The sequence below is a fragment of the Bradyrhizobium sp. SZCCHNRI1029 genome, assembly GCF_032487555.1.
In the GTDB taxonomy this organism is placed as follows: Bacteria; Pseudomonadota; Alphaproteobacteria; order Rhizobiales; family Xanthobacteraceae; genus Bradyrhizobium.
The window spans coordinates 153999-169653 of sequence record NZ_JAUEUK010000002.1 but is presented as its reverse complement, the minus strand read 5'-3'; the positions used below and the strand labels follow the sequence as shown (position 1 = coordinate 169653).

Sequence of the window (15655 nt, the reverse complement as noted above, 5' to 3'; positions counted from 1 at the left end):
TTTCCTTGACGTCGCAGCCGTCCGGCGCGACAGCACCAGCCGAGGTTCCCGGTGCGGGCCATTAAACAGGGCTTCTTGAAGCTGACATGAATGAAACCGACGTCATCATCATCGGCGCGGGCCACAACGGCCTGACCTGTGCGGCCTACCTCGCCATGGCGGGCCTGCGGGTGCATGTGGTCGAGCGTCGCAAGGTGGTCGGCGGCGCTGCGGTGACCGAGGAGTTTCATCCGGGCTTCCGCAACTCCGTCGCGTCCTACACCGTGAGCCTGCTCAATCCGCGCGTCATCTCCGACCTGAAGCTGCTCGAGCACGGGCTCGAGATCGTCGAGCGCCGGGCGCAGAACTTCCTGCCCTCGCCGGACGGTCGCTATCTGCTGACGGGCGAGGGCCGCACGCTGGCTTCGGTTGCGCGGCTGAGCCAGCGCGACGCCGACGCGATCGGCCCGTTCTCGGCACGGCTCGAGGCGATCGCGGATGTGCTGCGCAGCCTCGTGCTGCGGGCGCCACCGAATCTGGTCGCCCAGTTCGGGCTGTCGGCGATCCGCGAGGCGTTCAACGCGCTCGGCACCGCCAACACCCTGCGCGCACTGTCGCTGGAGCAGCAGCGCGACCTGCTCGACCTTTTCACGCGCTCGGCCGGCGAGATGCTCGACGAGATCTTCGAGACCGACCTGGTGAAGGCGCTGTTCGGCTTCGACGCCATCGTGGGCAACTATGCCAGCCCCTACGCTGCCGGCTCGGCCTATGTGATGCTGCATCACGCCTTCGGCGAGGTGAACGGCAAGAAGGGCGTCTGGGGCCATGCGATCGGCGGGATGGGCGCGATCACGCAGGCGATGGCCGGGTGCCTGAAAGAACAGGGAACGCTGGTCGAGGTCGAGGCCGGCGTGCGCGAGGTGATCGTCGAGCGCGACCGCGCGGTCGGCATCGTGCTCGAGGATGGCCGCACCATCCGGGCCCGCCATGTCGTCGCCAACGTGAACCCGAAGCTGCTGTATACGCGCCTGGTGCCCGCCGGTGCCGTGCCCGAGCCGTTCCTGAGCCGCATCCGAAACTGGCGCTGCGGTTCGGGCACGTTCCGCATGAACGTGGCGCTCGACCGGCTGCCCTCGTTCAGCGCGCTGCCGGGCGAAGGCGACCATCTGTCCGCGGGAACCATCCTTGGCCCGAGCCTCGGCTACATGGACCAGGCCTATCTCGACGCGCGGGCGCATGGCTGGAGCCGCGATCCCGTGGTCGAACTGCTGATCCCCTCCACGCTCGACCCGACGCTCGCGCCCGCGGGCCGGCACGTCGCCAGCCTGTTCTGCCAGCATGTCGCACCCGAGCTGCCGGACGGCCGCTCCTGGGACAATCATCGCGACGAGGTCGCCGACCTGATGATCGCGACCGTCGACCGCTATGCGCCGGGCTTTGCGGCCAGCGTGCTCGGCCGGCAGGTGCTGTCACCGCTCGACCTCGAACGCCAGTTCGGGCTGATCGGTGGCGACATCTTCCACGGCGCGCTGACCTTGAACCAGTTGTTCTCGGCCCGCCCCATGCTCGGTCACGCCGACTATCGCTCGCCGCTGAAGGGGCTCTACCATTGCGGCTCGGGCAGCCATCCCGGTGGCGGCGTCACCGGCGCCCCCGGCCACAATGCGGCCCAGGCGATCCTGGCGGACCATCGCGCTTTGTTCGGCTGAGGATAAGGGGTGGAAAGGCGCGGCACACCCGTGTGGACAAGCGGTGGATCAACCGCCAAAGAAGCAGTGCACGGCCGTGTGGATATGCTGTGGACCCGGCGTTCGATACGCCCTCTCAAGAGCAGAAAAACCGGGCGCTGAGGCCCGGTTCTTCGAGGACGCCGCGGCGGTCGGATTACTTCAGCGACGTGTTGATCGATTCGAACTTGCTGCTGAGCGAGCTGCCCAGGCCGTTGACGGCGGCAATGATCGCCAGCGAGATGCCCGCTGCAATCAGGCCGTATTCGATGGCGGTGGCGCCGGATTCATCACGCAAGAACTTCGACAGAATGGACTTCATCTGAACCTCGTTTCCCAACCCAGGAACCGAGGATCATCCGGTTCCCATGACGGGAAAATTAGGGGCCAGGACCCTAAAGTCGGGATAATGCCCCCAGTTCAAGTTGCAGAGATTCTTCGCTGCAATTGAACCTCAACTTTTATTCGGATCAGGAAAGGCATTATACAACCGCCGGATGTGCAGATCCGGCCGCATTGCGGCCCTATCGCTTGCGTTGGCAGGCAGTTCCCTTAACCACGCCGTCAAATCTCGCCAGGATCCACCTTGATGACCTCAACGACCACGCCCGCCACCCACAAGGCCAGCTTCACGGTTGCCGATGAAGCGACCGCCCGCCCGGCGGTCGACGTCCTGACCGAGGTGTTCTTCGAGGGCGACGCGGCGGTGGCGGCGTTCGAGCGTCCGGACGGGCGCTGGGACGTCACGGTTCATTTTGCCGACCCGCCCGACCAGGCGCTGGTGCGCGAGTTGGTCGGCGGGGCGGCAGGCTCCGACGTGGCCCAGACCCTGGCGTTCGAGGTCGTCGAGGCCAAGGACTGGGTCAAGGCCAGCCTGGACGACCTCGTTCCGGTGCCGGCCGGCCGCTTCATGGTCCATGGCAGCCATGACCGGCAGCGGGTGCCCGCCAACAAGCTCGGGATCGAGATCGAGGCGGCGCTCGCCTTCGGCACCGGCCACCACGGCACCACCCGCGGCTGCCTGCTGCTGCTCGATCACGTGCTCAAGACGCGCGCGCCGCGACGGGTGCTCGACCTCGGCACCGGAACCGGCGTGCTCGCCATCGCCGCCGCCAAGGCGACGCACCGGTCCGTGCTGGCGAGCGACATCGATGCGCCCTCGGTCATGGTGGCGCGGGAGAACGCCCGGCTCAACGGCGCAGGCCCCCTGGTCCGGGTCATCCGCGCCACCGGCTTCGCCGCCCCGGACTTTGCCCGGTGCGGCCCGTTCGACCTGGTGCTGGCGAATATCCTGGCCAACCCGCTGCGCCAGCTGGCCGCGCCGATGCTGCGCCACCTCGCGCCTGGAGCCTTCGTGATCCTGTCGGGCCTGTTGACCCCGCAGGCACGCGCCGTCCGCGCCGCCTATCGTGCTCGCGGCCTGGTTCCGATCCGGCATTTGAGAATCGAGGGGTGGAGCAGCCTCTTGCTGCAGAAGCAGCAGTAAGGCGGATCAGCTCGCGGCGTGGATCGAACCTGCACGCTAACCTTCACGCTGGTGCGGCAAGCTCGCGACTACGTCTTCGGCTGGCTCTGCTGGGAGGTGGAGTCGGACTGATTACGCGAGGCACGTCGACCGCGCGGCGCAACGAGACGATTGACGAGATCGGCCAGCGCGCTGCGCGGCTTCTCGGCCGGTGCGGACGCCGGTCCGCTTGGCGCGGGCGCCGATAGTTTTTCGAAGGTAAAAGCAGGCATCGTGCATCCCCTCGCCGTTGAGTTGAGGCACTCCCCGGATCATGCGACCGACCGCGGATGATCTTTACGATCGCGGTCGTCACGTCCATACGTTTCCTCGCCGCACCTCTTTCGGATGACTGGCATGCGACAGCAAATCTTTTTGCACAGGCGAATGCAAGGAGATTCTTCGTGCACTGCACTGTCGGCTGAAGGAGTATTCGTCGCCGACGCGGCAAGATCCACTTCTGCGGCAGGATCCACTTCTAAAGTATGAGACCGATGTTCGAAGCTCTGTTCCAGACGTTCGAAGAACCCGAAACCGGCGTGGCGCTGACCGCGCGGCTGGCCGCGCTCCGCGAAGAGCTGGCCAGCCGCAAGCTCACCGGATTCATCGTGCCTCGCGCCGACCAGCAGCAGAACGAATATGTGCCGCCATCGGAGGAAAGGCTGGCATGGCTGACCGGCTTCACCGGCTCGGCCGGCCTCGCGATCGTGCTGCCGCAGGCAGCCGCGATATTCGTCGACGGCCGCTATACGCTGCAGGCCGGCAAGCAGGTCGACGGCAAGGCCTGGATGGTGGAATCGCTGATCGAGCCGCCGCCCGAGAGTTGGCTGACGAGACACCTGCAGAGCGGTGACCGCGTCGGCTTCGATCCGTGGCTGCATACGACGGCCGCGGCCGAACGTCTGGCCGCCGCTTGCGCCAAGGCGGGCGCGGAGCTGGTGCCGGTCGAGCGCAACCCGGTCGACAGCATCTGGACCGAACGGCCGCTGCCGCCGCTCGGCGCCGTCTCCATCCACGGCGCGGAATTGTCCGGCGAGAGCGAGGCGGACAAGCTCGGCCGGATCCGCCAGGAGATCGAGCGCCTCGGGGTCGAGGCGCTGGTGCTGTCCGATTCCCACAACGTCGCCTGGACCTTCAACATCCGCGGCGCCGACGTCTCGCACACGCCGCTGCCGCTGTCCTATGCGCTGGTGCCCAAGGCCGGACGTCCGACGATCTTCATCGATTCCCGCAAGCTCTCGAACCTGACGCGCGATCATCTCGAGCAGAGCGCTGGTGTGGCGGAGCCGGACACGCTGACACTGCGCCTGAGCGAGCTCGCACAATCCGGCGCAGCCGTCGCGCTCGACAGCGCCACGGCCGCCGATGCCCTGACGCGGCTGATCCAGGGCGCCGGCGGCAAGGCGGTGCGCGGCGCCGATCCGGTCAGCCTGCTCAAGGCCGCCAAGAACGCGGTGGAGATCGAGGGCACGCGGCGCGCCCATCAGCGCGATGCGGTCGCGCTGGCGCACTTTCTCGCCTTCATCGATCGCGAGGCGCCGAAGGGCACGTTGACCGAGATCGATGCGGTCGAGGCGCTGGAGAGCTTTCGCCGCGACACCGGCGCGCTCAAGGACGTGTCGTTCCCGACCATCTCGGGCACCGGTCCGAACGGCGCGATCGTGCATTATCGCGTCACCCGCAAGAGCAACCGCCGCATCATGCCGGGCGATCTGCTGCTGATCGATTCCGGCGCGCAATATCAGGACGGCACCACTGACGTCACCCGCACGATCGCCGTGGGCGCGCCGACCGCGGAGATGCGCGACCGCTTCACCCGCGTGCTGCGCGGCCACCTCGCGATCGCACGCGCGATCTTCCCCGACGGCACCACCGGTGCGCAGCTCGACACCTTGGCGCGGCAGTTCCTGTGGCAGGCGGGCATCGATTTCGAGCACGGGACCGGCCACGGCGTCGGCAGCTATCTGTCCGTGCACGAGGGACCCGCGCGCATCTCGAAGCTCGGCACGACACCGCTGAAGCGCGGCATGATCCTGTCCAACGAGCCCGGCTACTACAAGACCGACGCCTTCGGCATCCGCATCGAGAACCTTGAGCTCGTTGTGGCGAAGGACGTCGCAGGCGCGGAAAAGCCGATGAACGGCTTCGAGGCGCTGACCCTGGCGCCGATCGACCGCCGCCTGATCGATGTCGTCATGCTGACCGCCGAGGAACGGGCGTGGCTCGACGCCTATCATGCCCGGGTCAGGGAAACCGTCCGTGCAGCGCTCGACGACAGCGACCAGCGCTGGCTCGATCAGGCGACTGCGCCACTGTAGTCATCCGGACTGTCCAGCTACGAACTGTCCCGCTGCCCGCATGGGCGCATGCCGAAACAGGCATTTCCGCGAAGCGGAAGGCCGCTACAGTCAGGGCGTTCACCCGATTTGAGCGGCAGCATGCATGGAATGATCAGCAGACCGCCCGGGGCGGCGCCACCGCGCGCCGTCCCCTCGCGCACGCTGCTGGTCCTGCTGGTCGTGATGACCGGGCTGGCGCCTATCTCGCTTTACCTGCTGGTGCCGGCCCTGCCGCTGCTCGCGACCACGTTCGGGCGCGACGCCTCCGTCGTGCAGATGACGGTGTCGTTCTACATGGCCGGCATCGCGATCTCGCAGCTGCTGCTCGGGCCGCTGTCGGACCGCTTCGGCCGCCGCCCCGTGATGCTCGCAGGGCTCGCGCTCTCGATCGTCGCGAGCGTCAGCTGCATCTTCGCCGACACCCTGCCCCAGCTGATCGCGGCGCGCTTCTTCCAGGCGCTCGGCGGCGCCAGCGGCATGGTGATCAGCCGCGCCATCATCCGCGATCTCTATCCGCGCGAGCGCATCGGCGCGATGATCAGCCTCGTCGTCGCGGTGATGATGATCGCGCAGATGCTGTCGCCGCTGACCGGCGGCCTGATCGAGATCGCGTTCGGCTGGCACGCCATCTTCTATGTCGTCGCCGCGCTGTCGATCGTGATCGCGATCGCCGTGACCATGGCGCTGCCGGAGACCCGCCCTGCCCGCATCGAAGGCGCGAGCTTCCGCCGCGACGTCGCCATGCTGGTGAAGAGCCGCGCCTTCCTCGGCTACATGCTGTGCCAGGTGCTGGCCTCGCAGATCATCTTCGCCTTCGCCGGCGGCGGGCCGTATATCGTCGAGGTGCAGATGGGCCGCTCATCGGCGGAGTATGGCGCGTGGTTTGCGACCACGGGCTTCGCCTATTTCGTCGGCAACCTGTTCTGCGTGCGCTACGCGCCGCGCCATTCGCTCGATCGGCTGATCTGGTTCGGACTGGGGCTGCAGCTCACCAGCGCCGCGCTGAACTTCACGTGGAGCCTGTTCGGCTTCAACCAGGTGCCTTCGGTGCTGTTCGGCACGCAGATGCTGCTGATGTTCGCCAATGCCGCCGTGATGGCGAACTCCGCCGCCGGCGCCATCAGCGTCCGGCCGGGCGCGGCCGGCACCGCCTCCGGCGCGATGGGCTTCCTGCAGATGGGCGTGGGCGCGCTGACGTCGCAGCTCGGCGCCTGGCTCGGCGGCCATTTCAGCAGCACGCTGCCGCTGACATCAGCGATGCTCACCCTGTCCCTCGCCTGCGCCTGCAGCATGATCTTCCTGGTCCCGCGCACGCAGATGAAGGTGACGAAGGAGCTGATCGAGACGGCGGAAGAGGACGAAGCCGGGGTAATGTGAGGGAGGTGCGTGAGCGACTGCACGACCGCGCGTCACTGTCGGCGTCATACCCCGCGCAGGCGGGTAACCAGCAGGCCGAAGCGTCCTGGCTCCATGACAAATGCCTCTGGAATACTGGATCATCCGCTTTCGCGGATGATGACAATTGTTAGGGCGCATCCAGCGTCTGTCGCACCGACACCGCGGAGCTGCTACTCCCCGATCAGCTGCAGCCACTCGTCCTCGGTGAGCACCTGCACGCCGTGCTTCTGCGCGTCCTTCAGCTTTGATCCCGCGCCGGGACCGGCGACGACGTAGTCCGTCTTCTTCGACACCGAGCCCGAGACTTTCGCGCCGAGCCGCTCGGCGGTCGCCTTGGCTTCATCGCGCGTCATCTTTTCCAGCGTGCCGGTGAACACCACGGTCTTGGTCGCGATCGGCGAATTGCGCTTCGGCTTCTCCGCGTCGAGGATCTTCACCTCTTTCGTCAGCCGCTCGACGATGCCGCGATTATGGTCCTCGCCGAAATAGGCGGCGACGCTCTTGATCACGGTGTCGCCGATCTGGTCGAGCGCATCCATCTCCGCGATCGCCTCCTCGTCGCCGTTGGCGACCTTGAGACAGGCTTCGTGGAACGCATCCCAGGAGCCGTAGCCCCGCGCCAACGCCAGCGCCGTGGTCTCGCCGACATGGCGCATGCCGAGCGCAAAGATGAAGCGCTCCAGCGCGATCTCGCGCCGGGCGTCGATGGCATTGAAGAGATTGCGCACCGAGGTCTCGCCATAGCCCTCAATCTCCTCGAGCTTCAGCTTGGCGTTGCGCGCGGCCAGCGTGAAGATGTCGGCGGGCTCCTTGACCCAGCCCTGGTCGAAGAAGAATTGGATCTGCTTCTCGCCCAGGCCGTCGATGTCGAAAGCGCGGCGCGAGGCGAACAGCTTGAGGTGCTCGATCTTCTGGAACGGACAGGCGAACTCGCCGGTGCAGCGGGCGCGCGAGCCCTCCTCGCCGGTCGCAATCTCCTCCCGCACGACGTCGGTATGCAGCGGGCACGGGCACGTCTTGGGGAAATGGAATTCCTTGGCGTTCTTCGGCCGCTTGTCGATGAGGACGTCGACCACCTGTGGGATGACGTCGCCAGCGCGCTGGATCACGACGGTGTCGCCGATCCGGATGTCGCGGCCCTCGCGCAGAACCTCGCCCTTGTTGCCGATCCCCTTGATGTAGTCCTCATTGTGCAGCGTCACGTTCTGCACGATGACGCCGCCGACACCGACCGGCTCAAGCTTGCCGACCGGCGTGAACGAGCCGGTGCGGCCGACCTGGATCTCGATGTCCTTGAGCACGGTCATGGCGCGCTCGGCCGGAAACTTGTGCGCGATGCCCCAACGCGGCGTGCGTGACACGAAGCCGAGCCGCTCCTGCCAGTCGATGCGATCGACCTTGTAGACGACGCCGTCGATGTCGTAGTCGAGCTCGGCACGCTGCTCCTCGATGTGACGATGGAACGCGATCAGTTCCTCCACCGAGTGGCAGAGCCTGGTGAGCGGATTGGTCGTGAAGCCGCAGCGCTCGAACCATTTGATCATGCCGCTCTGCGTCTCCGCCGGCATCGCGCTCATTTCACCCCAGGCATAGGCGAAGAAGCCGAGGGGACGCGAGGCGGTGATGGCCGGATCCTTCTGCCGCAGCGAGCCTGCGGCGGAGTTGCGCGGGTTGGCGAAGATGGTGTCGCCCGCTTCCTTCTGGCGCTCGTTGAGCGCGAGGAAGGCCTGCTTGGTCATGTAGACCTCGCCGCGCACTTCGCAGATGTCGGGCAGGTTGCGGCCGTGCAGCTTGTGCGGCACGTCCTTCAGGGTGCGGATGTTGGCGGTAACGTCCTCCCCCTCGGCGCCGTCACCACGCGTCGCGGCGGTGACCAGCTCGCCGCCCTCGTAGCGCAGCGACATCGACAGCCCGTCGATCTTCGGCTCGGCCGAGAAATCGATGCGATCGTCGGCAAGCTTGAGGAAGCGCGCAATGCGGCCGACGAAGTCGCGCACGTCCTCCTCGGCGAAGGCGTTGTCGAGCGACAGCATCGGCACCGCGTGCCGCACTTTCTTGAACCGGCCGGAGGGCGCCGCGCCGACCTTCTGCGACGGAGACTCGCTGCTGACGAGCTCAGGGAAACGCTTCTCGATCGCATTGAAGCGGCGACGCAGCTCGTCATAGGCGGCGTCCGAGATCTTCGGCGCGTCATCCTGATAATAGAGCCTGTCGTGGGTCTCGAGCTCCAGCGCCAGCCGTTTCCATTCCACCTTGGCCTGGGCCTTGGTGAGATCGGCAACGTCGACGGGCTGCTTCGGTTTTGCTGTCTTGGGCATGCGTATGATCTGCTCGTCGTTGCGGGACGGCCCGGAGGCCGTTCCGAAACGACGGTGTACACAATGCGCACGCCGGAGCCAAAGCGTTCGGCCCGCTCCGTTTCCAGCTACGCCGCCGCAGCCTCCAGCAGCCGGTCGGCGGCGGCGCGGGCTTCGGCGGTGACCTCGGCGCCGGCCAGCATGCGGGCGATCTCCTCGCGGCGGTGCAGGGTGGCGAGCGTGTTGACCCGGGTGACGACACGCTTGCCGCGATCCAGCGCATCCTTGGAAATCAGGAGATGCTGGTCCGCCCTGGCCGCGACCTGCGGCGCATGGGTCACGGCCATCACCTGAACCCCGTGCGCGAGCCGCGCCAGCCGGGCGCCGATGGCATCCGCGACCGCGCCGCCCACGCCCGTGTCGATCTCGTCGAACACCAAGGTCGGCGCCGAGCCGCGGTCGGACAGCACGACCTTGAGCGCCAGCAGGAACCGCGACAGCTCGCCGCCCGAGGCGACCTTCATCATCGGGCCCGGCCGCGTGCCCGGATTGGTCTGGACCCAGAACTCGACACGGTCGATGCCCTCCGGCCCCGGCGTCTCGGCATCGCTGTCGACCTGGGTCATGAACTTGGCGCGCTCCAGCTTGAGCGGGGCGAGCTCGGCATGGACGGCCCGGTTCAGCTTGTCCGCCGACTTGGTCCGCGCTGCCGACAGCTTGGCCGCCGCCGCGGCATAGCGCGCATCGGCTGTTGCCGCCGCCGCCTCCAGCTTCTTCAACTGCTCGGCGCCGGCATCGATCAGGACGACATCCGCGGCATATTTGGCAGCCAAGGCCGCCAGCCCATCCACCGGCGTCGAATATTTGCGCGCAGCCGCGCGCAGCGCGAACAGCCGCTCCTCGATGCGCTCCAGCTCCAGCGGATCGAAATCGGTGGCCGCGAGCGCCACCGTCAGATGCTGATCGGCCTCCTCCAGGGCGTTGATCGCCGAATCGATCGCCTTCACCGCCGGATCGACCAGCGCGGGCGAGCTGACCGCGCGTCGCTCCAGCCGGCGAACGGCCGCGGCCAGCGCGGCGATCGGCGACTGGTTGCCGCTGACCGCATCCTGCGCGTCGCGCAGATCGCCTGCGATCTTCTCGCCCTGCATCATGGCCGTGCGGCGGGCGGCGAGCTGCGTCTCCTCGCCCTCCTTCGGCGCCAGCTTCTTCAGCTCGTCCGAGGCATGCCGCAGATAGTCGGCCTCGCGGGCCGCGCGCTCCATGCCCGCCCGGTGCTCGTCGAGCGCCGTGACCGCGGTCCGGCGGGCCGCCCAGAGGGCCTCGACCGCGGCGACGTCCTTCTCCAGGCCCGCAAAGGCATCCAGCAGCCGGCGGTGGGTGGCGGCATCGACCAGCGCACGCTCATCATGCTGGCCATGGATCTCGACCAGGGTGGCGCCGATCGCTTTCAGCGTCTGCACGCTGACCGACTGGTCGTTGATGAAGGCGCGGGTGCGGCCATCGCCGAACTGGACGCGGCGCAGGATCATCTCGCCATTGGCATCCAGGCCGTTGGCGGCGAGGATCCTGGCCGCGGGATGATCCTTGCCGATCTCGAACACGGCCGTGACCTGCCCCTGGTCGGCCCCGTGGCGCACCAAGCTGGCGTCGCCGCGACCGCCGAGCGCGAGAGCGAAGGCGTCCAGCAGGATCGACTTGCCGGCACCGGTCTCGCCGGTCAGCACCGCAAGTCCATGGGAGAATTCGAGATCGAGTCGTTCGATCAGGACGATGTCACGGATCGACAGTCGCGCCAGCATGGAACCGAAGTCCTTCGTAACGGGGCGGAACGCCCCTGAGCGAACGACTCGATGCTAGCAGCAAATAGAGAACAAAACAAGAATATAGAACAAAGCAAGATCAAACGAGCGATCCGGCCGATTGCTCAGCCCAGGCCGAGCTTCTTGAAGGCGCGCGAGATGTAGGAGCCCTTGTTCTCCTCGGGCTCGACGCCGCCCGACTTCACGAGATTGTAGGCGTCCTTGTACCACTTGCTGTCGGGGAAATTGTGCCCGAGCACGGCCGCCGCGGTCTGGGCCTCGCCGACGATGCCGATCGTCATGTAGGCCTCGGTCAGGCGATACAGCGCTTCCTCGACGTGCCGCGTGGTCTGATACTGCGTCACCACCGCCTTGAAGCGGTTGATGGCGGCCGTGTAGTCGCGCTTCTGCATGTAATAGCGGCCGACATCCATTTCCTTGCCGGCGAGCTGGTCGCGGGCGCCCTCCATCTTGGCCTTGGCATTGGTGGCGTATTCGGAGGTCGGATATTTACGCACCACCTCTTCGAGGGAGGCGATGGCCTTCTCGGTCCGGCCCTGGTCGCGGCTGATGTCCGGGATCTGGTCGTAATGCGAGGCAGCAATCAGGTATTGCGCATAGGCCGCGTCCGGGCTGCCCGGGTGCAGGGTCACGTAGCGGGTGGCGGCGCCGATGCAGCCGTCGTAGTCGCCGGCCTGATAGGAGGCGTAGGCCGACATCAGCAGCGATTTGCGGGCCCAGTCGGAATAAGGATGCTGACGGTCGACCTCCTCGAACTTCTTGGTCGCGCCTTTGACGTCCTTCTTCTCGTTCATCAGGTACAAGCCCTCATTGTAGAGCTTGTCCGCGGGCTCATCGACGAAGGTGTCGTCCTTGGCGAGGAACTTGTCCCAGAGTCCGCCGGTGCCGCAGCCGCTCAACGGCAGCGCCAGCAGGATCAGCGACGCGGCGAGCCGGAGCCGGCCGATGCTTGCTGCGGGATGACGGAGGTCGCGCGTGAGACGCTGTATCGACATGCTTCTTTGGAACCCGATGCCTGTGATCTGATCTACGCCGTGCACCATGAAGGTCGCTTCATGACCGCGAAGGAAGAGCCCCGCCGGTGGCACGCATCACGCGGCCCCGGCCTCTCTAGCCGAAAACACTTCATCGACCAACCGCATAGGAAGCCAATCCGCCCGGATTAAGGCAACACCGAGGCTGCCGCCACGCATCATGGTTACCGCTGAAGAAGCCGTTGGAAAACATCGAAATGCCGATGATCCAGCCACGGAGAAGACGTGGCCAGTAACAAACATTGACAAAAAAGCAGCCGGAAAAATCTGAACGAAGTCGAAAGCAAAGCTCCCGGCAATGTCGCGCGTCGCGCAACCCCGTCGACGGATCAGCCGAGCGGCAGGACGACGCTCAGGACACGTCCGGGCCGTAGGCCGGCGCAACCATGCCACCGACCATGCCGCCAACGACCTCCGCGGCCACGCGGGGACGCCGCACGGTCTCGCCTTCGACGATCCGCCAAGCCGTGCGATCCGCCATCAGAGCAGTCAGCACCGCATGGTTGAGCTTGTGACCGCCACGGACCGAACGATAGGTTCCGAGCATCGGCAGGCCGGCCAGCGCCAGATCGCCGATCGCATCCAGCACCTTGTGGCGGGCGCATTCGTCGGCGTAGCGCAGACCTTCGGGATTGAGCAGGCGGTCCTCGTCGAACACAAGCGTGTTGTCGAAGGACGAGCCGAGCGCGAAGCCGGCGCTCCACAGCCGCGACACGTCGCTCATGCAGCCGAAGGTGCGGGCGCGGGCGATCTCGCGGCGGAAGCGCTCGGGGCTGAGCTCGAAATGATAGGCTTGGCGACCGATCACGGGGTTGGTGAAATCGATTTCGGCTTCGACCCAGAAGCCGGAGCTGTTGGGACGCAGCTCGCCCGTGGAGGCGCCGATGGTCACCTGGACCGGCTTGAGCACCTGAATGTAGCGCCGCGGAGCCGACTGATTGACGATCCCGGCCTGGTCGATGGCAGCGACGAACGGTGCCGCACTGCCATCCATGATCGGAACCTCGGGGCCATCGACCTCGATGAGCGCATTGTCGACACCCATGCCGCGCAGCGCGGCGAGAACATGCTCGGCGGTGGACACCAGCGGACCGTTGCGGTCACCGAGCACCGTCGCCAACTCGGTGGCGATCACCGAGCCGAAGGACGCCTGGACCTCGCGGTCGGCGCCATCGAGGCCGGTGCGGAGGAACACGATCCCCGCATCGATCGGCGCAGGCCCGATCGTCAGGCTGACAGGCGCGCCAGAGTGGACGCCTACACCGGTGACGGTGGCTTGCGAACGAAGCGTTGTTTGCCGGCTGAATTTCATCGACGATCGCCCAAGACCCCGCCTGATCCCTCGTCAGCCCGCCCCTCGCGAACCGACTCACTTTCAGGCATCCCCAAGTCACGGCAGAACTTAACGAGAGCCCCAAAGAGCGCCAACTCACGCTTCTTTACGGATTGTTACCCCATCTCTGCCGTATTCGCGCCAACCCTTAACCAAACTGGAACGAGGCCTTAACCCTCCCGGTTCCCGATCTAAACACCGAAAGAATAATTAATCATTTAAAATCAGTTAGTTGAGCGGAAATCACGGAGCCCCAGCGGCCCATGGAAAAGGCCCGGCTCTCGCGAGCCGGGCCTGTTCAGCACCATCAGGGCTGTAACAATTCTCAGGTTGCCTGCCGGCGGAGGAAGGCCGGGATATCCAAATGGTCGTCTCCCTGTGGCGCCGGGGACACAGGCGCAGGACGGCCATGGACGTCCAGCCCCTGCGGCGCGGGACGGCGGGCATATTCCGAGACCGGCGATTCGTGGCTCGCAACCTGCTGAGCAACGTTCCGCTGCGGCTTACGTTCCGGCAGGGGCGGCATCTGCGGCATGGCAGGACCCGCGGTCCGCACCGGCAGCGGCGGCTCGGCGTCCTCGTCCCGGCGGCCGAGACCGACATTGGCGAGACGCTGCAGCAGCGACATTCGGGTCTTCTGCGGATGCTCGTCGCCCTCGTCGCCCCTCGCCTGACGGATCTCGGCCTGGGCCGGCATCGGCAGGTCCTCGAACTTGGGCATGCGCGGCGCGCGGACCGGAACCCGCTCAGCGGCCTGGGGAATGAAGGTCTCGGGCGGGGCCGCCGGCTCGATCGGAGCCGCGCGCTGCGCCTCGGGCTCCGGGAACAGCGACGGCTTCTGCGCAATCGGGCGGACCGTCACGTCGCCATAAGAGGCTGCCGGCGCCGGAGCAGCCGAGGGCGCCGGCTCGCTTGCCATTGCGGCCGCAACGGCGGCCAGCGTGTCGCGCTCAAGATTCGGCGCCGGACGCGGCGCAGGCGCCATCGGCGCGGGCGCCGCGGCGGCGACGGCCGGAGCCTGCGACGCCTGCTGCTCGAGCTTGGCGGCGCGTTCAGCCAGGCGCTGATTGTCGGCGCGCAGGCGCGCAGTCAGATCGGCGAGGCGGCTTTCAGGGAGACCCGCGGCAGCGGTCGGGGCGGCGGCAATCGGAGCGACAGCCGCCGCCGGCTGTGAGGTCGTGACGTTCCGGTTGAACTGCGCCTGCTCGATGCCGGTCGCGACCACCGAGACCCGAATCAGCCCGTCGAGCGATTCGTCGAAGGTGGCGCCGACGATGATGTTGGCGTCCTGGTCGACCTCCTCGCGGATACGGGTCGCAGCTTCGTCGACCTCGAACAGCGTGAGATCCTTGCCGCCGGTGATCGAGATCAGGAGGCCGCGCGCGCCCTTCATCGACGAATCGTCGATCAGCGGGTTGGCGATGGCGGCTTCGGCGGCGGTGAGCGCGCGCTTGTCGCCGGAGGCTTCGCCGGTGCCCATCATCGCCTTGCCCATCTCACGCATGACAGCGCGGACGTCGGCGAAGTCGAGGTTGATCAGGCCTTCCTTGACCATCAGGTCGGTGATGCAGGCGACGCCGGAATAGAGCACCTGGTCGGCCATCGCGAAGGCGTCGGCGAAGGTGGTCTTCTCGTTGGCGACCCGGAACAGGTTCTGGTTCGGGATGATCAGCAGCGTGTCGACGACCTTGTGCAGCTCGGAGATGCCCGACTCCGCGGTGCGCATGCGGCGCGCGCCCTCGAAGTGGAACGGCTTGGTGACGACGCCCACGGTGAGAATGTTCATCTCGCGCGCGGTCTTGGCAATGACCGGAGCTGCACCGGTGCCCGTTCCGCCACCCATGCCGGCGGTCACGAACACCATGTTGGCGCCCGAGAGATGATCGCGGATCTCGTCGATCACCTCCTGCGCGGCGGCGGCGCCGACGTCCGGCTGCGAGCCGGCGCCGAGGCCTTGGGTCACCTGCGTGCCCATCTGGATGATGCGCTGAGCCTTGGACATGGTCAGCGCCTGCGCGTCGGTATTGGCGACCACGAAGTCCACCCCCTGCAGGCCGGCCGTGATCATGTTGTTGACGGCGTTGCCGCCCGCGCCACCGACACCGAACACGGTGATCCGGGGCTTCAGCTCGTGGATATCAGGAGGGGTAATAGTGAGTGCCATGATTGCCTCTCGATCACGCGCGGGTGGGTTCGCCCCGGCCGCCGGCCGCGGTTGGTG

At 66.8% G+C, this 15655-nt stretch carries 11 protein-coding genes; 4 read left to right on the top strand and 7 right to left on the bottom strand.

Going from position 1 to position 15655, the window contains the following annotated elements:
* Positions 1-86: 86 nt before the first annotated feature.
* Positions 87-1688 (top strand): NAD(P)/FAD-dependent oxidoreductase, encoded by a 1602-nt coding sequence (locus tag QW861_RS06390; RefSeq protein WP_315752441.1) that lies wholly within the window; start codon positions 87-89, stop codon positions 1686-1688.
* Between the two features lie 175 nt (positions 1689-1863).
* On the opposite strand, the gene QW861_RS06385 is transcribed toward QW861_RS06390, so the two are convergent.
* Positions 1864-2028 carry a Flp family type IVb pilin gene (locus tag QW861_RS06385; protein WP_315713419.1) on the bottom strand — a complete coding sequence of 55 codons (165 nt, stop codon included), beginning with the start codon at positions 2026-2028 and terminating at the stop codon, positions 1864-1866.
* 267 nt (positions 2029-2295) lie between these two features.
* Here QW861_RS06385 and QW861_RS06380 point away from each other — a divergent pair, with 267 nt between their 5' ends.
* Positions 2296-3192 carry a 50S ribosomal protein L11 methyltransferase gene (locus tag QW861_RS06380; protein ID WP_316192837.1) on the top strand — a complete coding sequence of 299 codons (897 nt, stop codon included), beginning with the start codon at positions 2296-2298 and terminating at the stop codon, positions 3190-3192.
* A gap of 68 nt (positions 3193-3260) precedes the next feature.
* Here the strand turns inward: QW861_RS06380 and QW861_RS06375 are convergent, their stop codons facing one another.
* Positions 3261-3443 (bottom strand): hypothetical protein, encoded by a 183-nt coding sequence (locus QW861_RS06375; RefSeq protein WP_315713421.1) that lies wholly within the window; start codon positions 3441-3443, stop codon positions 3261-3263.
* 261 nt (positions 3444-3704) lie between these two features.
* On the opposite strand from QW861_RS06375, the gene QW861_RS06370 reads away from it, so the two are divergent.
* Positions 3705-5528, top strand: a complete 1824-nt coding sequence (locus QW861_RS06370; RefSeq protein ID WP_316192836.1) for an aminopeptidase P family protein — start codon at positions 3705-3707, stop codon at positions 5526-5528.
* A 120-nt stretch (positions 5529-5648) separates the two neighbouring features.
* Positions 5649-6926 carry a multidrug effflux MFS transporter gene (locus tag QW861_RS06365; RefSeq protein WP_316192835.1) on the top strand — a complete coding sequence of 426 codons (1278 nt, stop codon included), beginning with the start codon at positions 5649-5651 and terminating at the stop codon, positions 6924-6926.
* A gap of 191 nt (positions 6927-7117) precedes the next feature.
* On the opposite strand, the gene ligA is transcribed toward QW861_RS06365, so the two are convergent.
* The 5 genes from ligA to ftsZ form a co-directional block, all read right to left on the bottom strand.
* Positions 7118-9265 carry an NAD-dependent DNA ligase LigA gene (gene ligA, locus QW861_RS06360; protein WP_315713424.1) on the bottom strand — a complete coding sequence of 716 codons (2148 nt, stop codon included), beginning with the start codon at positions 9263-9265 and terminating at the stop codon, positions 7118-7120.
* Between the two features lie 107 nt (positions 9266-9372).
* Entirely contained in the window at positions 9373-11046 is a 1674-nt protein-coding gene (gene recN / locus QW861_RS06355; protein WP_315752435.1) for a DNA repair protein RecN, read from the bottom strand.
* A 125-nt stretch (positions 11047-11171) separates the two neighbouring features.
* Positions 11172-12062 carry an outer membrane protein assembly factor BamD gene (locus tag QW861_RS06350; protein ID WP_315713426.1) on the bottom strand — a complete coding sequence of 297 codons (891 nt, stop codon included), beginning with the start codon at positions 12060-12062 and terminating at the stop codon, positions 11172-11174.
* A gap of 391 nt (positions 12063-12453) precedes the next feature.
* Positions 12454-13413, bottom strand: a complete 960-nt coding sequence (gene lpxC, locus QW861_RS06345) for a UDP-3-O-acyl-N-acetylglucosamine deacetylase (protein WP_315713427.1) — start codon at positions 13411-13413, stop codon at positions 12454-12456.
* A 346-nt stretch (positions 13414-13759) separates the two neighbouring features.
* A complete protein-coding gene (gene ftsZ, locus QW861_RS06340; protein WP_315713428.1) occupies positions 13760-15598 on the bottom strand; it encodes a cell division protein FtsZ in 1839 nt (612 codons plus the stop codon).
* Between the last annotated feature and the right edge of the window lie 57 nt (positions 15599-15655).